Source organism: Bacillus sp. MD-5 (assembly GCF_002201875.1).
Taxonomy (GTDB): Bacteria; Bacillota; Bacilli; order Bacillales; family Bacillaceae; genus Bacillus; species Bacillus stercoris.
The window spans coordinates 2312586-2333189 of sequence record NZ_CP021911.1 but is presented as its reverse complement, the minus strand read 5'-3'; the positions used below and the strand labels follow the sequence as shown (position 1 = coordinate 2333189).

At 41.9% G+C, this 20604-nt stretch carries 23 protein-coding genes; 16 read left to right on the top strand and 7 right to left on the bottom strand.

The annotated features are described in order from the left end of the window. The first annotated feature begins 70 nt into the window (after nucleotides 1–70). The 8 genes from ccpN (at nucleotide 71) to CDO84_RS11625 (ending at nucleotide 8168) form a co-directional block, all read left to right on the top strand. Nucleotides 71–709, top strand: coding sequence for a transcriptional regulator CcpN (gene ccpN, locus CDO84_RS11665; RefSeq protein WP_003237058.1), 639 nt, complete (start codon nucleotides 71–73; stop codon nucleotides 707–709). Nucleotides 710–734: 25 nt separating this feature from the next. Beyond that, nucleotides 735–1547, top strand: a complete 813-nt coding sequence (locus CDO84_RS11660; RefSeq protein ID WP_014664641.1) for a pyruvate, water dikinase regulatory protein — start codon at nucleotides 735–737, stop codon at nucleotides 1545–1547. Nucleotides 1548–1800: 253 nt separating this feature from the next. Continuing rightward, the gene (locus CDO84_RS11655; RefSeq protein ID WP_014664640.1) at nucleotides 1801–2295 is read left to right on the top strand and encodes a YaiI/YqxD family protein; all 495 of its coding nucleotides are present in this window, start codon (nucleotides 1801–1803) and stop codon (nucleotides 2293–2295) included. 33 nt (nucleotides 2296–2328) lie between these two features. Next, a complete protein-coding gene (dnaG, locus tag CDO84_RS11650; protein WP_040082598.1) occupies nucleotides 2329–4140 on the top strand; it encodes a DNA primase in 1812 nt (603 codons plus the stop codon). A 199-nt stretch (nucleotides 4141–4339) separates the two neighbouring features. After that, complete coding sequence (rpoD, locus tag CDO84_RS11645; RefSeq protein ID WP_003226225.1) at nucleotides 4340–5455, top strand: RNA polymerase sigma factor RpoD; 1116 nt, start codon at nucleotides 4340–4342, stop codon at nucleotides 5453–5455. A 329-nt stretch (nucleotides 5456–5784) separates the two neighbouring features. Continuing rightward, complete coding sequence (gene cccA, locus CDO84_RS11635; protein ID WP_040082599.1) at nucleotides 5785–6147, top strand: cytochrome c550; 363 nt, start codon at nucleotides 5785–5787, stop codon at nucleotides 6145–6147. 256 nt (nucleotides 6148–6403) lie between these two features. Beyond that, nucleotides 6404–7054, top strand: a complete 651-nt coding sequence (gene trmK / locus CDO84_RS11630; protein WP_040082600.1) for a tRNA (adenine(22)-N(1))-methyltransferase TrmK — start codon at nucleotides 6404–6406, stop codon at nucleotides 7052–7054. After that, nucleotides 7047–8168, top strand: a complete 1122-nt coding sequence (locus CDO84_RS11625) for a Nif3-like dinuclear metal center hexameric protein (protein ID WP_040082601.1) — start codon at nucleotides 7047–7049, stop codon at nucleotides 8166–8168. The genes trmK and CDO84_RS11625 overlap by 8 nt, the downstream gene beginning before the upstream one ends. A 22-nt stretch (nucleotides 8169–8190) precedes the next feature. On the opposite strand, the gene CDO84_RS11620 is transcribed toward CDO84_RS11625, so the two are convergent. Both CDO84_RS11620 and CDO84_RS11615 read right to left on the bottom strand, forming a co-directional pair. Further along, entirely contained in the window at nucleotides 8191–9135 is a 945-nt protein-coding gene (locus CDO84_RS11620) for a 4-hydroxy-3-methylbut-2-enyl diphosphate reductase (RefSeq protein WP_040082603.1), read from the bottom strand. Nucleotides 9136–9257: 122 nt separating this feature from the next. Continuing rightward, nucleotides 9258–9995: a YqfQ family protein gene (locus CDO84_RS11615; RefSeq protein WP_040082604.1), complete on the bottom strand. Its 738-nt coding sequence runs from the start codon at nucleotides 9993–9995 to the stop codon at nucleotides 9258–9260. A gap of 168 nt (nucleotides 9996–10163) precedes the next feature. On the opposite strand from CDO84_RS11615, the gene cshB reads away from it, so the two are divergent. Then, a complete protein-coding gene (cshB, locus tag CDO84_RS11610) occupies nucleotides 10164–11480 on the top strand; it encodes a DEAD-box ATP-dependent RNA helicase CshB (RefSeq protein ID WP_040082605.1) in 1317 nt (438 codons plus the stop codon). 9 nt (nucleotides 11481–11489) lie between these two features. Next, complete coding sequence (locus tag CDO84_RS11605; protein WP_040082607.1) at nucleotides 11490–12383, top strand: deoxyribonuclease IV; 894 nt, start codon at nucleotides 11490–11492, stop codon at nucleotides 12381–12383. Nucleotides 12384–12409: 26 nt separating this feature from the next. On the opposite strand, the gene CDO84_RS11600 is transcribed toward CDO84_RS11605, so the two are convergent. Beyond that, complete coding sequence (locus CDO84_RS11600) at nucleotides 12410–12664, bottom strand: DUF2624 domain-containing protein (RefSeq protein WP_014664631.1); 255 nt, start codon at nucleotides 12662–12664, stop codon at nucleotides 12410–12412. A 115-nt stretch (nucleotides 12665–12779) separates the two neighbouring features. On the opposite strand from CDO84_RS11600, the gene CDO84_RS11595 reads away from it, so the two are divergent. Beyond that, on the top strand, nucleotides 12780–13661 hold the full coding sequence (locus tag CDO84_RS11595) for a YitT family protein (RefSeq protein ID WP_014664630.1): 882 nt from the start codon (nucleotides 12780–12782) through the stop codon (nucleotides 13659–13661). A 136-nt stretch (nucleotides 13662–13797) separates the two neighbouring features. Beyond that, nucleotides 13798–14235, top strand: a complete 438-nt coding sequence (gene zur / locus CDO84_RS11590; RefSeq protein ID WP_004398578.1) for a zinc uptake transcriptional repressor Zur — start codon at nucleotides 13798–13800, stop codon at nucleotides 14233–14235. A gap of 40 nt (nucleotides 14236–14275) precedes the next feature. Here zur and CDO84_RS11585 read toward each other — a convergent pair whose 3' ends face one another. Next, a complete protein-coding gene (locus CDO84_RS11585) occupies nucleotides 14276–14857 on the bottom strand; it encodes a nucleotidase (protein ID WP_014664629.1) in 582 nt (193 codons plus the stop codon). Nucleotides 14858–14989: 132 nt separating this feature from the next. Here CDO84_RS11585 and CDO84_RS11580 point away from each other — a divergent pair, with 132 nt between their 5' ends. Next, entirely contained in the window at nucleotides 14990–15379 is a 390-nt protein-coding gene (locus tag CDO84_RS11580) for a DUF308 domain-containing protein (protein ID WP_080478340.1), read from the top strand. A 25-nt stretch (nucleotides 15380–15404) separates the two neighbouring features. Here the strand turns inward: CDO84_RS11580 and ispG are convergent, their stop codons facing one another. From ispG to CDO84_RS11565, 3 genes are all read right to left on the bottom strand, one after another. After that, nucleotides 15405–16538, bottom strand: a complete 1134-nt coding sequence (gene ispG, locus CDO84_RS11575) for a flavodoxin-dependent (E)-4-hydroxy-3-methylbut-2-enyl-diphosphate synthase (RefSeq protein WP_080487989.1) — start codon at nucleotides 16536–16538, stop codon at nucleotides 15405–15407. A 122-nt stretch (nucleotides 16539–16660) separates the two neighbouring features. Next, on the bottom strand, nucleotides 16661–16960 hold the full coding sequence (locus tag CDO84_RS11570; protein ID WP_040082610.1) for a LysM peptidoglycan-binding domain-containing protein: 300 nt from the start codon (nucleotides 16958–16960) through the stop codon (nucleotides 16661–16663). 94 nt (nucleotides 16961–17054) lie between these two features. After that, entirely contained in the window at nucleotides 17055–17816 is a 762-nt protein-coding gene (locus tag CDO84_RS11565) for a DUF1189 domain-containing protein (protein ID WP_040082611.1), read from the bottom strand. Nucleotides 17817–17926: 110 nt separating this feature from the next. On the opposite strand from CDO84_RS11565, the gene CDO84_RS11560 reads away from it, so the two are divergent. The 3 genes from CDO84_RS11560 to CDO84_RS11550 all read left to right on the top strand — a co-directional run bounded on the left by CDO84_RS11560 (nucleotide 17927) and on the right by CDO84_RS11550 (nucleotide 20595). Then, nucleotides 17927–18409 (top strand): DUF456 domain-containing protein, encoded by a 483-nt coding sequence (locus tag CDO84_RS11560; RefSeq protein WP_014664624.1) that lies wholly within the window; start codon nucleotides 17927–17929, stop codon nucleotides 18407–18409. Nucleotides 18410–18587: 178 nt separating this feature from the next. After that, a complete protein-coding gene (gene sodA, locus CDO84_RS11555; protein ID WP_040082612.1) occupies nucleotides 18588–19196 on the top strand; it encodes a superoxide dismutase SodA in 609 nt (202 codons plus the stop codon). Between the two features lie 106 nt (nucleotides 19197–19302). Continuing rightward, nucleotides 19303–20595 (top strand): MFS transporter, encoded by a 1293-nt coding sequence (locus CDO84_RS11550; protein WP_014664622.1) that lies wholly within the window; start codon nucleotides 19303–19305, stop codon nucleotides 20593–20595. Nucleotides 20596–20604 lie beyond the last annotated feature (9 nt).

Below are 20604 nucleotides of genomic sequence, written 5' to 3'. Positions count from 1 at the left end.
TTTGATTACAAGATATTTACGCTATAATATGGATTATTATTTCTTTACATAGCTATGAAGTGAAAAGGTGGTGAGTACGATCGAACTAAATAAACGGCAAGAACATATTTTGCAGATTGTAAAAGAAAACGGGCCGATTACAGGGGAGCATATTGCAGAAAAGCTGAACCTTACCAGGGCGACATTGCGTCCGGATTTAGCCATACTCACCATGTCAGGATTCCTCGAGGCGCGCCCGAGAGTCGGTTATTTCTATACGGGAAAAACCGGCACACAGCTTTTGGCGGATAAACTCAAAAAGCTTCAGGTGAAAGACTTTCAATCTATCCCCGTAGTGATTCACGAAAACGTTTCTGTGTACGATGCGATTTGCACCATGTTTTTAGAAGATGTAGGTACTCTGTTTGTGGTGGACCGCGATGCTGTTTTAGTCGGGGTGCTTTCACGAAAGGACTTGCTCAGAGCGAGCATTGGCCAGCAGGAGCTTACATCGGTCCCTGTTCACATCATCATGACAAGGATGCCGAACATTACGGTGTGCAGACGTGAGGATTATGTAATGGACATTGCAAAGCACTTAATAGAAAAACAAATTGATGCGCTGCCTGTCATCAAAGACACCGATAAAGGCTTTGAAGTAATCGGCAGAGTGACAAAAACAAATATGACAAAAATACTTGTCAGTTTATCGGAAAATGAAATCCTATAAGATTGCAAACTAACGGGGGGATAATATGAATAACCGCATCATCTATGTTGTATCGGATTCCGTCGGTGAAACGGCCGAATTGGTAGTAAAAGCAGCACTCAGCCAATTTAACGGATCGGCGGATGATACACATGTAAGAAGAATTCCTTATGTTGAAGATATAGGCACTATCAATGAAGTGATTTCACTTGCAAAGGCAGACGGCGGCATTATCTGTTTTACACTCGTGGTGCCGGAAATCAGAGAATATTTGATAGCCGAAGCGGAAAAAGCAAATGTTTTATATTATGATATTATCGGCCCGTTAATTGATAAAATGGAAACGGCCTACGGTTTAACAGCGAAATACGAACCGGGGCGGGTCCGCCAGCTTGATGAAGATTATTTCAAAAAAGTGGAGGCCATCGAGTTTGCAGTTAAATACGATGATGGACGTGATCCAAGAGGGATTTTAAAAGCTGATATCGTTTTGATCGGCGTCTCAAGAACGTCTAAAACACCGCTGTCTCAATATCTCGCACACAAGCGCCTGAAGGTTGCCAATGTTCCGATTGTACCTGAGGTTGATCCACCGGAAGAACTTTTTAACGTTGATCCGAAAAAATGCATCGGCTTAAAGATTAGCCCTGATAAACTGAATCATATCAGAAAAGAACGCTTAAAATCACTCGGGCTTAATGATAAAGCGATTTATGCAAATATCAACCGAATCAAAGAGGAACTGGAGTATTTCGAAAAGATTGTGGATCGGATCGGCTGCCAGGTTGTTGATGTTTCAAATAAAGCGGTTGAAGAAACAGCGAATATTATCCATCATCTCAAAACAAAAAACCTATAACTCAGGACGCTCTATCCTGGGTTTTTGGCTATGCCAAAAGGGAATAATGAAAAACAATAGCATCTTTGTGAAGTTTGTATTATAATAAAAAATTGTGATAAAATGATTAATTTTAGGTTTAAGGATCGTGTGATACGAATAAACTATTATGGGTAAGATGTCAAGAATTTCTCCCGGAAATTTTTCGACAAATTCATATACATCCGCAATAATAAAGGATGTGCGATTTTGCTTGCTTTTATGCAGGAGTTTAATGGAGGGATGGAGAATTACTCTTCTTAATGAACAAGAAAAGACGATTTTTGTCGATGCTGATGCTTGTCCGGTAAAAGATGAAATTTTACAAACAGCATCCGAGTATGAAGTTCAAGTTCTTTTTGTCGCTTCATTTGAACATTATCAGCTTTCCAGAAGCAATGAAGAAAAATGGAAGTACGTTGATCCTCATAAAGAAGCTGCTGATATATATATCGCAAATCACGTAAAACCGGGAGATATTGTTGTGACGCAGGACATCGGATTAGCATCTCTGCTGTTGAACAGAAATGTCTCTGTTATGTCGGAAAGAGGTCGTCTTTACAAAGAAGACACGATTGATTTTGCTCTTGAGAGCCGTCATTTTTCCGGCAAACAAAGGAGAAAAGGCGTATACGCCAAAGGGCCTAAAAAATTGAATAAAGAAGATCGAGAACGATTTATTACACTGCTGCAAAAAATCCTGTCGAACGATGAAGGGATTTTGCACTAAAGCATCGAATAATGTACGACGGAGTGTTATAAGATGGGAAATCGGATACCAGATGAAATTGTGGATCAGGTGCAAAAGTCGGCAGATATCGTTGAAGTCATAGGTGATTATGTTCAATTAAAAAAGCAAGGCCGAAACTACTTTGGACTCTGTCCTTTTCATGGAGAAAGCACACCTTCGTTTTCCGTATCGCCCGACAAACAGATTTTTCATTGCTTTGGCTGCGGAGCGGGCGGCAATGTTTTCTCTTTTTTAAGGCAGATGGAAGGCTATTCATTTGCCGAGTCGGTTTCTCACCTTGCTGACAAATACCAAATTGATTTTCCAGATGATATAACAGTCCATTCCGAAGCTCGGCCAGAGTCTTCTGGGGATCAAAAAATGGCTGAGGCACATGAGCTCCTGAAGAAATTTTACCATCATTTGTTAATAAATACAAAAGAAGGTCAAGAGGCACTGGATTATCTGCTTTCCAGGGGCTTTACGAAAGAGCTGATTGATGAATTTCAGATTGGCTATGCTCTTGATTCTTGGGACTTTATCACGAAATTCCTTGTGAAGAGGGGATTTAGTGAGGGGCAAATGGAAAAAGCGGGTCTTCTGATCAGACGCGAAGACGGAAGCGGATATTTCGACCGCTTCAGAAACCGTGTCATGTTTCCGATCCATGATCATCACGGGGCTGTTGTTGCTTTCTCGGGCAGGGCTCTTGGGAGCCAGCAGCCTAAGTATATGAACAGTCCTGAGACCCCGCTTTTTCATAAAAGTAAACTGCTTTACAATTTCTATAAGGCCCGTCTTCATATCAGAAAGCAGGAAAGAGCAGTCTTATTTGAAGGGTTTGCCGATGTCATATCGGCTGTAAGCTCGGGTGTAAAAGAGAGCATAGCCACGATGGGAACGTCTCTTACAGATGATCATGTCAAGATCCTGAGAAGAAACGTCGAAGAAATCATTCTTTGCTATGACTCAGATAAAGCCGGTTATGAAGCCACCTTAAAAGCTTCGGAGCTTCTGCAAAAAAAAGGGTGCAAAGTCAGAGTTGCAATGATTCCTGACGGATTGGACCCTGATGATTACATCAAAAAATTCGGCGGGGAAAAATTTAAAAACGACATTATTGACGCCAGTGTCACCGTAATGGCATTTAAAATGCAATATTTCCGAAAAGGAAAGAACCTGTCCGATGAAGGCGATCGCCTGGCTTACATTAAAGACGTACTGAAAGAAATCAGCACGCTTTCAGGGTCTCTAGAGCAGGAAGTCTATGTAAAACAGCTTGCTTCAGAGTTTTCGCTTTCACAGGAGTCTTTAACTGAGCAGCTGTCTGTTTTCAGCAAGCAAAACAAACCTGCTGACAATGGCGGTGAAACAAAAACACGGCGAGCGCATTTGACGACAAAAGCAAGGCATAAACGTTTGCGCCCGGCGTATGAAAATGCAGAAAGGCTGTTACTCGCTCACATGCTTCGAGATCGGAGCGTCATCAAAAAAGTGATTGACCGGGTAGGGTTTCAATTTAATATTGATGAGCACCGAGCATTAGCCGCTTATCTTTATGCTTTTTATGAAGAGGGAGCCGAGCTGACGCCTCAGCATCTGATGGCCAGGGTGACAGATGATCATATAAGCCAGCTCTTGTCTGATATATTAATGCTTCAGGTTAATCAAGAGCTTAGCGAAGCTGAGTTATCAGATTATGTAAAAAAAGTGTTGAATCAAAGAAATTGGTCAATGATAAAAGAAAAAGAGGCGGAAAGAGCCGAAGCCGAAAGGCAAAAAGATTTTTTAAGAGCTGCTTCTCTGGCTCAAGAAATCGTTACATTGAACCGATCTTTAAAATAACTGGAAAACTGATGAGAAGCATTTATTGGCAATGATTCCTTGCGGAGGAGCAAATAGATCGCTTAACCTCATCATGAATTGTCATTTCATTATTCGCACATTTGTTAAAGGCAGTTCATATAGAAAACGCCTGAATGGACCGAATAAGAATCATACCGCTTATAGAATTCGTTGCAAGCTTTGGAAGGAGGGATCCATAATGGCTGATAAACAAACCCACGAGACAGAATTAACATTCGACCAAGTAAAAGAGCAATTAACAGAGTCTGGTAAAAAACGTGGCGTTTTGACATATGAAGAAATCGCTGAGCGTATGTCCAGCTTTGAAATTGAATCAGACCAAATGGATGAGTATTATGAATTTTTAGGTGAACAAGGTGTTGAATTAATTAGTGAGAATGAAGAAACAGAAGATCCTAATATTCAGCAGCTTGCCAAAGCCGAAGAAGAATTTGACCTTAATGACCTAAGTGTACCGCCTGGCGTTAAAATCAATGACCCAGTTCGTATGTATTTAAAAGAAATCGGTCGGGTTAACCTTCTTTCTGCAAAAGAAGAAATCGCCTACGCTCAAAAGATTGAAGAAGGTGACGAAGAATCTAAACGCAGATTGGCTGAAGCGAACCTGCGGCTTGTTGTCAGTATCGCAAAACGGTATGTCGGACGCGGTATGCTGTTCCTCGACCTGATCCAAGAAGGAAACATGGGTCTGATGAAAGCCGTTGAAAAATTTGATTATCGCAAAGGTTATAAATTCAGTACGTATGCTACGTGGTGGATCAGACAGGCGATTACACGCGCTATTGCCGATCAGGCGAGAACGATCCGGATTCCCGTTCATATGGTGGAAACCATTAATAAATTAATCCGTGTGCAGCGTCAATTGCTTCAAGACTTAGGCAGAGAACCAACACCTGAAGAAATTGCGGAAGATATGGATTTAACGCCTGAAAAAGTACGCGAAATCTTAAAGATTGCACAAGAGCCGGTATCACTGGAAACACCGATCGGTGAAGAGGATGACTCACACCTTGGTGATTTTATTGAAGACCAAGAAGCAACTTCACCTTCAGATCACGCCGCATACGAGCTGTTAAAAGAGCAGCTGGAAGATGTACTTGATACGTTAACTGATCGTGAAGAAAATGTATTGCGTCTTCGATTCGGTCTTGATGATGGCCGTACAAGAACATTAGAAGAGGTCGGCAAAGTATTTGGAGTAACGAGAGAGCGTATTCGACAAATCGAAGCCAAAGCGTTGCGGAAACTAAGACATCCTAGCAGAAGTAAACGTTTGAAAGATTTCCTCGAATAAGATGGAACGGGTCTTGCAGATCCGTTCTTCTTTTTTAAAAAAAGATATATGGATAATATGCCTTTATTTTACTGAAAAATGATGTCATTTGCAAATGAACATTGTGATGAAAAATTTCAAAATCTAATTCCATATTTTCTATTGTAAGCGTATACAATACATTATACAATAGAATAAAAAGGATATTAGAGAAATAGGCATGTCTCTATTCAATTTTGTATAAAGTGTGAATAAAAAACTTTTGTATAGCAATCCATTTACTTTTTGTTAAAATAAGTTAGAATTAGAAGTGTTTACATAGGGGGAAGGATCAAAAAGGGGGAAGGGAAATGAAATGGAACCCGCTTATTCCATTTTTACTGATCGCTGTTTTAGGAATTGGTCTAACTTTCTTTTTATCAGTAAAAGGACTTGATGACTCTCGAGAAATTGCAAGCGGAGGAGAAAGCAAATCTGCTGAAAAGAAAGATGCAAACGCTTCACCAGAAGAAATTTACAAGGCAAACTGCATCACATGCCACGGTGAAAATTATGAAGGTGTTTCGGGTCCGAGCTTAAAAGGTGTAGGGGATAAGAAAGATGTCGCTGAAATAAAAACAAAGATCGAAAAAGGCGGTAATGGAATGCCTTCCGGTCTTGTTCCGGCAGATAAGCTGGATGATATGGCAGAGTGGGTGTCAAAAATTAAATAAAAGAACCATATTTCTCTTTATACATTCACAGGCCGCCGAGATGTTCTCGACAGCCTTTTATTTTTGACGGCCGCGTACAGACTCGCATCAAAAGAAATAATCTCAAAATCATTTGCTTCAGCTTGGATTCCGAGCTGATTTTTTATATGATAGTAAAGGAAAAAATGATTGAGAAAAGTTGTGATGACAAGTGAACGAATTAAAATTATCTAAACGATTGCAAACAGTAGCGGAATACATACCGAATGGAGCGGTGATGGCCGATATCGGGTCTGACCACGCATACCTTCCTTGTTATGCGGTGCTGAATCATAAAGCCAGCGGAGCGATTGCCGGAGAAATAACAGAAGGCCCATTTTTGTCTGCAAAGCGGCAGGTTGAAAAATCAGGCTTAAACTCGCACATTTCTGTAAGGCAGGGAGACGGACTGGAAGTGATTAAAAAAGGTGAAGCTGATGCCATTACGATTGCCGGAATGGGCGGGGCTTTGATCGCTCACATTTTAGAAGCAGGTAAAGACAAATTAACGGGGAAGGAACGCCTTATTTTACAGCCGAATATTCATGCTGTTCATATCAGGGAGTGGCTATATAAAGAAGGGTATGCGCTGATAGATGAGGTAATCCTTGAAGAGGACGGAAAGTGCTATGAGGTGCTGGTAGCCGAAGCGGGAGACAGGGATGCGGCTTATGCCGGTATTTCTTTATCAGCCGGAATGCTCGTTGGTCCTTTTTTGGCTAAAGAAAAAAATGCTGTCTTTTTGAAAAAGTGGACACAAGAGCTTCAGCACACTCAAAACATTTATGAGCAGATTAGACAAGCCGCAGGCACAGAGCAAAATAAACAAAAATTAAAGGAGCTCTCCGATCGAATCGAGCTATTAAAGGAGGTAATCGATCATGGCTAAAAGCGTAAATGGGCAGCAGATCATCCAGCTGTTTGAACAATTTTCCCCGAAAGCCTATGCGGTCGAAGGAGATAAAATCGGCCTGCAAATCGGCACCTTAAACAAACCGATTAAAAATGTGATGGTTACACTTGATGTGTTGGAGAGCGTTATCGATGAAGCGATTGAAAAAGAGGTTGACTTGATTATAGCACACCATCCTCCTATTTTTCGGCCGCTCAAGCATATTTCAACAGATCAGCCTGCCGGAAGGTTAATTGAAAAGTGTTTGAAGCACGATATTGCTGTTTATGCAGCTCATACAAATTTAGACGTTGCGGACGGCGGCGTGAATGATTTGCTTGCTGAAGCACTAGAGCTGCGTGAGACGGAAGTGCTGGCGCCTACTTATACGGATCCTCTAAAAAAGCTGGCCGTCTACGTGCCGAAGGAATATGAAGAGCAGGTCAGAGCCGCGCTTGGAAATGCTGGCGCCGGCCATATCGGCGAATACAGCCATTGCGCGTTTTCGTCTGAAGGGATCGGCAGCTTCAAGCCATTGGACGGAGCTAAGCCTTTTATCGGTGAAGTAGGAGAGCTTGAGCTTGTTCATGAAGTAAGGCTTGAGACTGTATTTCCTAAAAGCATCGAAAAAGCTGTTATCAATGCAATGATAAAAAGCCATCCATACGAAGAAGTCGCTTACGACATCTATCCTGTTGAACAGTCTCCCGCCGAAAAAGGGCTCGGCCGTGTCGGAACCCTTAAAAATGAGATGACGCTCAAGGAATTTGCTTTATATGTGAAAGACAAGCTTGATGTCAATGGTGTCAGAATGGTGGGGAATGCTGACAGTATGGTGAAAAAGGTAGCTGTTCTTGGCGGAGATGGGAACAAGTATATTCACCATGCAAAACGAAAGGGCGCCGATGTTTACGTTACAGGAGATTTATATTTCCATGTGGCCCATGATGCGATGATGCTTGGCCTGAATGTGGTTGATCCGGGCCATTACGCGGAAAAAATCATGAAAGAAGGCGTCACGAGAAAACTGACATCAATGTGTAATGATAAAAAATATGACGTGAATATCTTTGTTTCTGAAACAGATACAAATCCATTTGCATTTCTATAAAAAAACTGAGGCTTTTACAGCCTCAGTTTTTTGCTTTTACTTTTGGAAGTATTTTTTTGAGCGGTACATTGTGATCAGTTGTCCAAGTTGATGGATCTTCGTGATCGTACTGCTCCAAAAAGCGAATGACTTCTTTTGTGATCGGCGTAGGTGTTGAAGCTCCCGCTGTAACTGCAACGGTATTAACGCCTTTCAGCCATTCAAGCTTTAATTCGCTTAAGTCGCCGATCCGGTATGCTTTTGTGCCGGCTATTTCCTCTGACACTTGTGCAAGCCGATTTGAATTGTTGCTTTTCGGGTCTCCGACAACGATTGTTAAGTCCGCTTTTTTCGCCTGCTCTGATACAGCTTCCTGCCGCACTTGAGTAGCAAGGCAAATCTCTTGGTGATATTCGACATGAGGATATTTTTCTTTGACAAGCTCCATAATGTCGTGAACATCCCATTGAGACATGGTTGTTTGATTCGTCACGATTAACTTATCTGCTTGGATATCAAGGTTTTTTACATCTTCTTCTGTTTCAACTAAGTGAACGATTTCCGGCGCTACGCCAACGGCTCCCTCAGGCTCCGGATGCCCTTTTTTGCCGATATAGATCACGTGATATCCTTTTTCTTTCATCTCTAAGATTAGATTATGAGTTTTCGTCACATCCGGACATGTAGCATCAATTGCTACCAATCCTTTTTCGTCTGCGATTCTTCTGACTTCGGGAGAAACACCGTGCGCAGTGAAAATGACAGTTCCTTTGTCAACCTGCTTTAGAATGTCCAGACGGTTAGAGCCGTCCAATGTAAAGATCCCTTCCTCTTCAAACGCATCAGTGACGTGTTTATTATGAACAATCATCCCGAGTATATAGATGGGTCTTGGCAAACTTTTATCTAGTGCCGCATTTTTGGCAATGACCATAGCATCAACAACGCCATAGCAATAGCCGCGCGGCGAAATTTTAATTACGTCCATTTTCGGTTGTCCTCCAATACTGAAGTGAGTAAAGGCAATATAAAAAGCCGTAATCAAACGGCTTTATTCTTGCATTCTTCTGATCTCATTATAGCCAATCTCACTTCAGATATCAAAGAATGTTAAATATATAATCTCGGTTTTGAACTGCCTGATGTTCTTTTCGGAGCAGGAGAGGCAGCTTCTTTTTTCTTCGGAGCAGATGTTTTTGATTCTTGCTCTTTATTGTCAGGTGTTTTTGATTTCTTAGGCAGAGAAGAACTTTTTGGTTTTGATTTTTTGTTCCCGTCTGAGGTTTTTGTTTCATCCTCTTTCTCTTTTTCTGATAATTCATCTGAATCCGATTGTTTTTTACTTTCCTCATCGCTCTCTGTCTCTGTATCATCACTTTTACTTAATTGGCTGTACAGCTTCATCAATGACGGCAGATTGCGGACTAAAGGGCCGTACTGCTGGATCATAGGGGTGACTTGCTGCGCCATGCCGAGTACTTTTTGCACATTTCCAAGCATACTGGATAAAGATGCAGGATTGGCGATATTTTGAATGCCTTGCAGACCTGCACCTCCGCTCGCTGCTGCACCTGCTCCAGGAACGCCGGGAACGCCGGCGCCTCCAGCGCCTCCTCCGCCGGGGAGGAACTTTGACAGCATCCCTTTTAAGCCTCCGCCCGCACCATTTCTCGCTCCGGCATTTGCCTGAGGAAGAAATTGTCCCGCTTGCTGAAAACCCTGCTGCTGTGCTCCAAATGAAGGCCCTCGCATATTAGGCGGTCTTCTCCCCATCATTCGCTGATTTGGCATAGGGCGGGGCGGTCCGGGCTGTGGATAATTTCTCATTGGCTGCTGCGGTGAAAACATACTTGTACCTCCTTTCAGCTCTCTCTGCTATTAGAATATGCAGGGGCTGCGGTATTTGCTTTACATAACTGAATAAAACAAACACCTTGCAAACGTGGTGTTTTTAAGCGAAATCGGGTATAATGTGATGATGGACACATAATGTGCCGCTTTAAGGAGCTGGGAAAAATGAAAGAAACGAAATTTGAACTTTATGAATTGAAACCGTTTATTATAGATGCAGTACATCGTCTTGGTTTTTACGAACCGACTGATATCCAGAAAAGGCTGATTCCTGCAGTGCTAAAAAAAGAAAGCGTCATCGGCCAGTCTCAGACGGGAACTGGAAAAACCCACGCTTATTTACTGCCTTTATTAAACAAAATCGATCCTGCTAAAGATGTCGTTCAGGTTGTTATTACGGCTCCGACAAGAGAGCTTGCCAACCAGATTTATCAGGAAGCGCTTAAAATCACGCAGGGTGAAGAAGGAAGTCAGATTCGCTCGAAATGTTTTATCGGAGGCACCGACAAACAAAAATCAATTGATAAATTGAAAATACAGCCGCATCTTGTTGTCGGTACACCCGGACGGATTGCTGATTTAATCAAAGAACAGGCGTTAAGTGTTCATAAAGCGGAAGCTCTTGTTATTGATGAAGCGGATTTAATGCTGGACATGGGATTCCTTGCAGATGTAGATTACATCGGTTCCCGTATGCCTGAGGACCTGCAAATGCTTGTGTTCTCAGCGACCATACCGGAAAAGCTGAAACCATTTTTAAAGAAATACATGGAAAATCCAAAATACGCCCATGTGGAGCCAAAGCAGGTGACTGCTGCGAAAATTGAGCATATCCTTATCCCTTCGAAACATCGTGACAAGGACAAGCTCCTTTTTGACATCATGTCGCATCTGAATCCATACCTGGGGATTGTGTTTGCCAACACGAAAAACACGGCTGACCATATTGCCCAGTCTCTGACTGGCAAAGGCATGAAAATCGGCCTGCTGCACGGCGGATTAACACCACGTGAGCGGAAAAAAGTCATGAAGCAGATTAATGATTTAGAATTCACTTATGTCATTGCAACTGACCTTGCTGCAAGAGGCATTGATATTAAAGGTGTCAGCCATGTTATCAACTATGAGCTGCCGGATGATCTCGATTTCTATGTTCACCGTGTGGGCAGAACGGCCCGAGCCGGCTCATCAGGACAAGCGATGACCATTTATGAGCTTTCTGATGAGGATGCATTAGTAAAACTTGAGAAAATGGGCATCGAATTTGATTACTTAGAGCTTGAAAAGGGCGAATGGAAAAAAGGCGATGACCGCCAGCGACGCAAAAAGCGTAAAAAAACGCCGAACGAAGCAGATGAAATTGCTCATCGTCTTGTGAAAAAGCCGAAGAAGGTTAAGCCTGGATATAAAAAGAAAATGAGCTATGAGATGGAGAAAATCAAGAAAAAACAGAGAAGAAACCAATCTAAGAAAAGAAAGTAGGGGAACCTGTTGTTGAGAATAGGCTCACACGTCTCTATGAGCGGAAAACATATGCTTTTGGCAGCAAGCCAGGAAGCAGTCTCTTATGGGGCGAACACGTTTATGATCTATACAGGCGCACCGCAAAATACGCGCCGAAAGAAAATTGAAGACTTAAATATAGAAGCAGGCCGAGCACATATGCAAGAAAACGGCATTGACGAGATTATCGTACATGCGCCTTATATTATTAATATTGGCAACACGACAAATCCGTCCACTTTTGAGCTGGGTGTTGATTTTCTTCGTTCTGAAATTGAACGGACAGCAGCCATCGGAGCGAAGCAAATTGTCCTTCATCCTGGCGCTCATGTAGGGGCAGGAGCTGAAGCCGGCATCAAAAAAATTATTGAAGGCTTAAATGAAGTGATTGATCCGAATCAAAATGTCCAGATTGCATTAGAAACAATGGCAGGTAAAGGATCAGAATGCGGCAGAAGCTTCGAGGAGCTTGCACAGATTATCGAAGGCGTTACACACAATGAGCATTTGTCAGTGTGCTTCGACACGTGCCATACACATGATGCCGGGTATAACATTGTTGAGGACTTTGACGGGGTGCTGAGCGAGTTCGATAAAATCGTCGGCATTGACCGTATTAAAGTGCTTCATATCAATGACAGCAAAAACATCAAAGGCGCGAGAAAAGACCGCCATGAAAATATCGGCTTTGGTGAAATAGGTTTTGACGCTCTGCAATATGTTGTTCACCATGAGCAGTTAAAAGACATTCCTAAAATTCTAGAAACACCGTATGTCGGTGAGGATAAAAAGAACAAAAAACCGCCATACCGTTTTGAGATCGAAATGCTGAAAGAAAAACAATTTGATGATACATTGCTCGAAAAGATTTTACAGCAATAAAAAATGGGGGATAACACCCCCATTTTTTAGCTTGTGAATTGTTTGAATAGTTCATTAACGGTTTGAGCTGTTTCTTTCGATGTAATTGTCTCTACTTGTTTCAACAGCCGCATCCGTTCACTTTCATTAAAGATGTTTACATTTTTCCCGTTTAACAGGTTCGCCACTTCAACGGCCTGCGATCTTGTTAAGCTGATTCCGTATTGTTTTGAGTACTTCAGCAAATCGTCAGCAGTAGCCTGATTGAGCCGCTGCAAAATAATTCTTTGAAATAAAATCATCGATCATTCCACCTCCAGACTTAATGTATGGGCAAATCAGTAAAATGTGTCAGTGTTTAATGGTAAAATAGATTTATAATGTATTTAAAATAGTTATTGCAGGAAAGGAGATTTTATGACCCCAACAAAACAACATAAGAGAGAAACATTTTCCCATTTTATTTTCAGGGTCTTTATGATTCTGGCAGGAGCTGCATCTGCGGCTGTAAGTATCGAATTATTTTTAATCCCCAATGATTTTATTGATGGCGGGATCATCGGTGTATCACTTATTTTAGACCACCTCTTTATATCAAACCCCTTTCTGAATTTTGCTTTTTTCGTTGTCATATTAAATATTCCTTTTATGATCTTCGGATATAAATATATCGGTAAGACCTTCCTTGTCTCTACGTTTATAGGGATTGTCGGGCTTGCCGTTATTGAATCCTCACTTCACCATGTAGAAGCCTTTACAACCCAGCCTATTTTGGCTACTGTGTTCGGGGGTCTTTTGCTCGGCTTTGGCGTCGGGCTCGTTATACGAAACGGAGGTTCGATGGATGGCACTGAAATCCTCGGTATTTTGCTGACGAAAAAGCTGCCTTTTTCAGTAGGTGAGTTCGTTATGCTCATCAATGTATTCATTTTCATTTGGGCTGGTTTTGAGTTTGGTCCTGAGCAAGCGATGTACTCTTTCATGACTTATTACATTGCGATGAAAACCATTGATGCCGTCATCCAAGGGCTTGATGAAACAAAAGCGGTCATTATTGTATCTGATCAGTATGATGAGATTTCGGATGCTATTTTGCACCGTCTCGGCCGGGGAACAACAAAGCTGAAGGGCAAAGGCGGATATACGGACGAAGAAAAGGACGTGATTTACGCGGTTGTCACAAGGCTGGAAGTGACAAAGCTCAAATCAATCGTGTTTGAAGTTGATCAAAATGCATTCATCACAATTATGAATACTCATGAAACGAGAGGCGGAAAATTCAAAAACGCAATCCACTAGGCTTTCATTTACTTTTATTCATTTTATGGGTATAATTTTATCTGCGGTAAAGAAAATGGCTTGCTGACAGACAGCTGCCATTTTCTTTTTCATACATGGGATACGTTCTTAAGCAAAGCGAAAAGGGGGACCCTTCATGAACGTACAAGAAGCGCTGAACCTACTAAAAGAAAACGGATATAAATATACAAACAAACGGGAGGATATGCTGCAGCTTTTTGCTGATTCAGACAGATATCTTACCGCTAAAAACGTACTGTCTGCATTAAATGATGATTATCCAGGCTTAAGCTTTGATACAATCTACAGAAACCTTTCTTTATATGAAGAACTTGGGATTTTGGAAACAACTGAGCTGTCTGGTGAAAAGCTCTTCCGATTTAAGTGTTCATTCACTCATCACCATCATCATTTTATTTGTCTTGCCTGCGGCAAAACAAAGGAAATTGAATCATGTCCGATGGACAAGCTTTGTGATGATTTGGATGGCTATCAGGTCAGCGGGCATAAATTTGAGATTTACGGCACTTGCCCTGATTGTACAGCGGAAAACCAAGAAAACACTACTGCGTAATGCGTATATATGAAAAAGGGGCCCGGTTTGGGCTCCTTTTTTAGTTATTGACACGTATCAAGTGGTGCTTGTTGTTGTTCATCCATTGGACGGCTTCCAGCCAGTTGTTCACTCTGATGATGCTTGAATCAATCGGAAGCTGATTATAAGGGGAATTAAACAAAATCACCGGAATTCCGGCTTCCTTCGCAATCATCATGGCGTTTCCATGATGATCCTCAAAAAACAGGTCGATGTTATGGTTTTTGACCGCTTCAACTTTGTGATGACCGCCAACGAGTTCGATGTGATCATAATGAATGTTTTGTCTGTCAAACCATTCATAGGTAACATCAGTTAAATGAGTCCGTCTCGCTGTAATATAAATAAGCTTGTGCTCCTCTTTGAGGAGGTCAAGTGACTGTTTTGCATGCTGTGCAAGCAATGCTTCCTTATATATGATCGCTTCATTTTGATTCATCCAATCCCAAAATTCTTCCTGGGTAATGTTTAACAATTTTGTTAAATCATAATCCGTCATATCGTTTAATGAAATGGAAAGATTAAACGAACGGTTCAAATAAGGGACGAATGTATCCTGAGCCGTAATTGTGCCGTCAATATCTATTCCTAAGCGTAACATGCCCACACTCCTTCAGTTTCATCCTTTCAAGTGTAACATAAACAATTGACATTAACAGAAAAGTTTAGCAAACATGAATCAGGCAAAATGGATCAAACTATAAAAGCTCCTTTAATAAAACAGAAGGGGGAATTGAAGGTGGCATACGATTACGAAAAGCGTGATAACAACAGTTACTATGTTGATCATGGATCTGAAGGAACAAATATTACCCGCGACAATGACGGTTTTTTTGAGGAAACAGCTGCTGAAATTGCAGAGCCTTATCGTGCTGCTGACCGCAGCAATGACCGAGATAACGATCGCAGCGGCGGCAATGTCAATGAAGGACGGGGAATAGGATATATTGCTTTAGCCTTGTCCATTATTTCATTGTTTGTACTGCCTGTTTTATTGGGAGCTGCCGGTATTATTGTCGGCTATATCGCAAGAAGAAGAGGTGCTCAAGGTCTGGGTGCTTGGGCAATGGGTATCGGTGTCGTTTCATTAGTGCTTGGAATATTTATTATTCCATTTTTCTAACACAAAAAAGCTTGACGGGTTCCCGTCAAGCTTTTTGTGTTTCTTCTTTTAAATTTGCTTTTTCAGCTTCAAGCTTTGCATAGTGTTCCTCAGCAAGAATGTCAATTTCTTTTTTGAGTTCCTCAACCATCGTTTCCTCGGGAACTTTACGGACAATTTTTCCTTTCCGGAACAGCAGCCCTTCACCGCGTGCGCCGGCGATTCCGATATCAGCTTCTCTCGCTTCACCAGGCCCGTTTACAGCGCAGCCGAGAACAGCCACTTTAATGGGCGCTTTTATCTTAGAGATATACTCTTCCACTTCATTGGCAATGCTGATCAGGTCAATCTCAATACGGCCGCAAGTCGGACATGAAATGAGCGTGGCAGCATTGGAGGCTAAACCGAAAGATTTCAGAAGCTCCCTTGCTACTTTTACCTCTTCCACAGGGTCTGCGCTTAATGAAATGCGCAGGGTGTTTCCGATGCCTTTGCTTAAAATGGCGCCGAGCCCTGCTGCGCTTTTTACTGTGCCGGCAAACAGTGTTCCTGACTCGGTGATGCCGAGGTGCAGCGGGTAGTCAAACGCTTTTGCCGCTTTTTCATAGGCCTCGATCGCAAGGTTCACATCAGATGCCTTCATGCTGACGATAATATCGTGAAAATCAAGATCTTCAAGAATTTTAATGTGATGAAGTGCACTTTCTACCATTCCGTCGGCAGTTGGGTAACCGTATTTTTCTAAAATCCGTTTTTCAAGTGAACCTGCGTTTACCCCGATTCTGATCGGAATGCCCTTATCTTTGGCCGCTTTAACAACCGCTTCCACTTTTTCGCGACGGCCGATGTTGCCGGGATTGATTCGGATTTTATCTGCGCCGCCTTCAATGGCCTTCAACGCAAGTTTATAATCGAAATGTATGTCAACAACGAGAGGGATGGAAATGCGCTTTTTAATATCCGCAATGGCGTTTGCCGCCCGTTCATCCGGACATGCTACCCGAACAATTTGGCATCCGGCTTCAGCCAAACGGTTAATTTCCGCAACCGTTGCTTCTACATCATGTGTTTTAGTTGTTGTCATGCTTTGGATGACAACTTCATTGTTGCCGCCTATTGTTAAAGGTCCCACTTTGACGGGACGCGTTTTTGTACGATGTGTGATTTCACTCACTTGCAATCGCTCCTTAATTGTAGTTGCCGCTTCTAGATATAACAATTCTAGTATGGTTTATGTGAATTTATTTTACAAATTACATTGTAACAGTGTCTTCGCCGAACTGACAAGAAATTAACGTTAAATTAAGGGTAGACCGGGAATTTGTACGCTGTTCCGGCTTGAATGGCGTTGGCTTTCACATTCGGATTCAGTGCTTCAAAATCCTTTACAATGTCATCTGGGGAACCTGCTGACCCGACTATCGACATAACCGTATCACCCGGCTTTACCTTCACCGTTTTATATGCTGGTTCTTGTGAAACAGTTTTTGCTGATGCTTCATAGACAGGGAGGTCCTGAATGGGTATCGTTCCAATTTTAAGGTCATAAAAAAGAATAAAAAGAATAAAAACAATACTGCATACTAAGGTGAGACGCTTCATCGCTTTTCCTCCCGCATACGAAATTTTATACCATAGTATGCTTGTCCATTTAGAATCATGACAAAAGAAAAGAGACTGCGAATGCAGTCTCGGTTTATACAGGAGCTTTTTTGGACGGAATCTCTTTTAAAACGAGAAACAGGATGACAAAGTTGACAAACCAGTTAAGCAAAAATTCACTTGGAACGGTTGCTTCTAATGCCCGCATGATTGTAAAGAATACAGTCGAAAGGGTGATGGAATAAGCAGAAAGCTTCCAAAGCTGATGATAGGATAGATGTTTTTTCTGCGAATTCTTAATGATTAACCCGATAAGCGCTAAGAATGACACTTCAATAAATTTCCCCGCTGCTGTTACGAGAAAAATAAGTGCTGAGAGAACAGTTACGATCATCGCTTTATTTTGGTTTAAACCTGCAATGACATCTTTTTTCTGTAACTCTGACGGCATCATTGAGTAAGGCATTTCTTGGGCTTGTCCGTCAATGGCCAAAACAAATTTGTTCTGAAGGATGCCGATTGCGTTTTGCTTTGCTTCAATTTGTTCAATGTCATAGGAGTCTGTCGGATCGAACACGATAACGAAACCATTTGCCTGAGATTCCGTGGCTTTTTTCTCATCCGTTTGAAGTTTGCCGTTTGAAATTGTGAAATCAGGGAAATCTTTGTTTAAAACAGTTTTAAAGCCATTCATTGATTTTACGGTCCCTGTACTTACATAATAAGCGGTAGGGATTGCAAACAGGACAGAGAGCAAAAATACATAAAGAATCGCTTTACCGATTCCTTGAAATCTTGTTTTTGCAATATCACGGGGAGAGTATGTACTTTTAATGAAAAGCTGAAACACATTCACTATCTTCACTTCCTAGCTAAACTAATATATGTTGCTTATTGTATCGTTGCATGCGTGTGAATACAAGGAAGATATGAAGAAGGCAGATGTAAAATGGGAGGATGGAAACTATGGATATGTTGTATTGGCTGTTAATTGCAGCGGTTTTTATCATCGCCTTTATCGGGCTGGTGTATCCTGTTATTCCGAGTGTAGTATTTATTGTTGCCGGATTTATATTATACGGATTTTTATTTTCATTCAGTCCGTATTCCTATATGTTCTGGCTCGTTGAGGCAGTTTTTGCTGCAGTATTATTCGCGGCAGATTACGTGTCTAATCTGCTTGGAGTGAAAAGGTTCGGAGGAAGCAAGGCCGCCATATGGGGAAGCACGATCGGTTTATTAATCGGACCTTTTGTCATTCCGGTTGCAGGGATCATATTGGGTCCGTTTATCGGTGCTGTTTGTGCAGAACTTATCGTCCATCAGAAGGACTTAAAGTCAGCGTTTAAAATTGGCCTCGGTTCACTCATTGGTTTTTTAACAGGCGTCATTGCAAAGGGCATCATACAGCTTTTGATGATCGGATATTTTTTATGGACGGTCCTATAAGAAATACTGGCGGGAGGTTTAATGGTGCTGATTATCGGTTAAAGTGAAATATGTCCGCTGAAATGAGCCAAATTGTGAGCTTTTTCATTGATTACAATGCATTCTTTTGTTACATTGAATGAAGAAAGGCTCGCTGTGAAGCGGCATTTCAGTACATATATATTAAGGAGGAATTATCATGGCTTACGAACTTCCAGAATTACCATATGCGTACGATGCTTTAGAACCGCATATCGACAAGGAAACTATGACTATTCACCATACGAAACACCACAACACATACGTTACAAATTTAAACAAAGCGGTTGAAGGAAACACTGCTCTTGCAAACAAATCAGTTGAAGAGCTTGTTGCAGATCTTGATTCTGTTCCTGAAAACATCCGCACTGCAGTCCGCAACAACGGCGGCGGACACGCGAACCACAAATTATTCTGGACACTTTTATCTCCAAACGGCGGAGGCGAACCGACTGGCGCGCTTGCTGAAGAGATCAACAGTGTATTTGGAAGCTTTGACAAATTCAAAGAGCAATTCGCAGCTGCAGCGGCTGGACGCTTTGGTTCTGGCTGGGCATGGCTTGTTGTGAACAACGGCAAACTTGGAATCACAAGCACGCCAAACCAAGATTCTCCACTTTCAGAAGGCAAAACGCCTATCTTGGGTCTTGACGTTTGGGAGCATGCTTACTATCTTAACTATCAAAACCGCCGTCCTGATTACATTTCAGCTTTCTGGAAAGTTGTAAACTGGGATGAAGTGGCTCGTCTATACAGCGAAGCAAAATAATGACACAAACAAGGTCCTCAATAAAGGACCTTGTTTTTTTATGTCTTCTTTTTACATATCTCAGTTTGAGTGAGACAGACTAAGGGATAGTAAAGGGGAGTCAGTAATGAGCAAACTAAAAAAAGTGATAGGCGATGTAGACGTAAACAAAGGGTTACTCTTTCTGCTGACCATTGGCGGGCTTTACTCGCTGGGAATTGCACTGTCCAATACATTTGTTAATGTGTATCTTTGGAAGCAGTCAGGGAAATTTATTGATTTGGCGATATATAATTTATCCGTTGTGACAATGCAGCCGATAACCTTTTATTTGGCTGGACGGTTAGCCAAAAAAATAGACAGGGTGTTTATTTTAAGATTCGGCGTCATTTTCTTAGCTGCCTTTTATTTAAGTGTGCTTTTAGCCGGAGAAACGGCGGCCAGCCGTCTCGTGCTGATCGGAGCGGTGCTCGGAGTGGGCTATGGCTTTTATTGGCTAGCGTTTAACGTGCTGACCTTTGAAATAACAGAGCCGGATACGCGAGACTTTTTCAACGGGTTTATGGGCATTCTGTCTTCCTCTGCAGGAATGATCGGCCCGATTGTAGCGGGATTCGTGATCTCAAGGCTTGAAAATAATACGGGTTATACAGTCATTTTCAGTCTCTCCCTCAGCTTATTTGCCCTCGCTGTCGTGATGAGCTTTTTCTTAAAACGGAGAGAATCAAAGGGCCGTTTTATGCTGAGCAAAGTATTTGGAGAGCGCCATAGCAATATGAATTGGCGGAGAATTACGAATGCGCATTTTTTTCAGGGTTTGAGAGAAGGGATTTTTGTCTTTTTAATCAGTGTGTTTGTATTTATTGAGACAAACAGCGAACTTGCCCTCGGTACATTCGGCCTTGTCAATTCAGCTGTTTCCTTCTTTGCCTACTACTTTGCATCCAGGCTGATTAAGAAAAAGGCCAGAAAAAAATCGATTTTGCTGGGCGGACTTATTTTGTATGGCGCGCTGTTTTTGATTCTGTTTCATATGAGCTTTTCGACATTATTAACGTATGGCGTTTTTATTGCCATCGGCTATCCTCTGTTGCTTGTGCCATATGTATCACTTACATATGATGTGATAGGGCGCGCGAGGCATGCCAGAAAAGCAAGAATTGAATATATCGTGCTAAGGGAAATGTTTTTGAACGCTGGCAGAATTGTTTCGATTTTATGCTTCCTCCTGATCGTGGCCCTTCTGAAAGAGGACGTGGGAATTCCTTTGTCACTTGCGATATTAGGTATAGGACATCCTTTGATTTATTACTTTGTCAAGGATATCCGTTTTAAGGAGAAGGAAGGGGAAAATGAAACCATGGAAGAAGACGGCCAAAAACGGGTAACAGAACCGACCCTTTTAAAAGGCGAGAGATAATTTTTTTGC

Coding starts and splice junctions, on each gene's coding strand:
- CDO84_RS11660 (WP_014664641.1), top strand. CDS start 735: ATGAATAACCGCATCATCTATGTTGTATCGGATTCCGTCGGTGAAACG.
- CDO84_RS11655 (WP_014664640.1), top strand. CDS start 1,801: ATGGAGGGATGGAGAATTACTCTTCTTAATGAACAAGAAAAGACGATT.
- dnaG (WP_040082598.1), top strand. CDS start 2,329: ATGGGAAATCGGATACCAGATGAAATTGTGGATCAGGTGCAAAAGTCG.
- rpoD (WP_003226225.1), top strand. CDS start 4,340: ATGGCTGATAAACAAACCCACGAGACAGAATTAACATTCGACCAAGTA.
- cccA (WP_040082599.1), top strand. CDS start 5,785: ATGAAATGGAACCCGCTTATTCCATTTTTACTGATCGCTGTTTTAGGA.
- trmK (WP_040082600.1), top strand. CDS start 6,404: ATGGCCGATATCGGGTCTGACCACGCATACCTTCCTTGTTATGCGGTG.
- CDO84_RS11625 (WP_040082601.1), top strand. CDS start 7,047: ATGGCTAAAAGCGTAAATGGGCAGCAGATCATCCAGCTGTTTGAACAA.
- CDO84_RS11620 (WP_040082603.1), bottom strand. CDS start 9,135: ATGGACGTAATTAAAATTTCGCCGCGCGGCTATTGCTATGGCGTTGTT.
- CDO84_RS11615 (WP_040082604.1), bottom strand. CDS start 9,995: ATGTTTTCACCGCAGCAGCCAATGAGAAATTATCCACAGCCCGGACCG.
- cshB (WP_040082605.1), top strand. CDS start 10,164: ATGAAAGAAACGAAATTTGAACTTTATGAATTGAAACCGTTTATTATA.
- CDO84_RS11600 (WP_014664631.1), bottom strand. CDS start 12,664: ATGATTTTATTTCAAAGAATTATTTTGCAGCGGCTCAATCAGGCTACT.
- CDO84_RS11595 (WP_014664630.1), top strand. CDS start 12,780: ATGACCCCAACAAAACAACATAAGAGAGAAACATTTTCCCATTTTATT.
- zur (WP_004398578.1), top strand. CDS start 13,798: ATGAACGTACAAGAAGCGCTGAACCTACTAAAAGAAAACGGATATAAA.
- CDO84_RS11585 (WP_014664629.1), bottom strand. CDS start 14,857: ATGTTACGCTTAGGAATAGATATTGACGGCACAATTACGGCTCAGGAT.
- CDO84_RS11570 (WP_040082610.1), bottom strand. CDS start 16,960: ATGAAGCGTCTCACCTTAGTATGCAGTATTGTTTTTATTCTTTTTATT.
- CDO84_RS11560 (WP_014664624.1), top strand. CDS start 17,927: ATGGATATGTTGTATTGGCTGTTAATTGCAGCGGTTTTTATCATCGCC.
- sodA (WP_040082612.1), top strand. CDS start 18,588: ATGGCTTACGAACTTCCAGAATTACCATATGCGTACGATGCTTTAGAA.
- CDO84_RS11550 (WP_014664622.1), top strand. CDS start 19,303: ATGAGCAAACTAAAAAAAGTGATAGGCGATGTAGACGTAAACAAAGGG.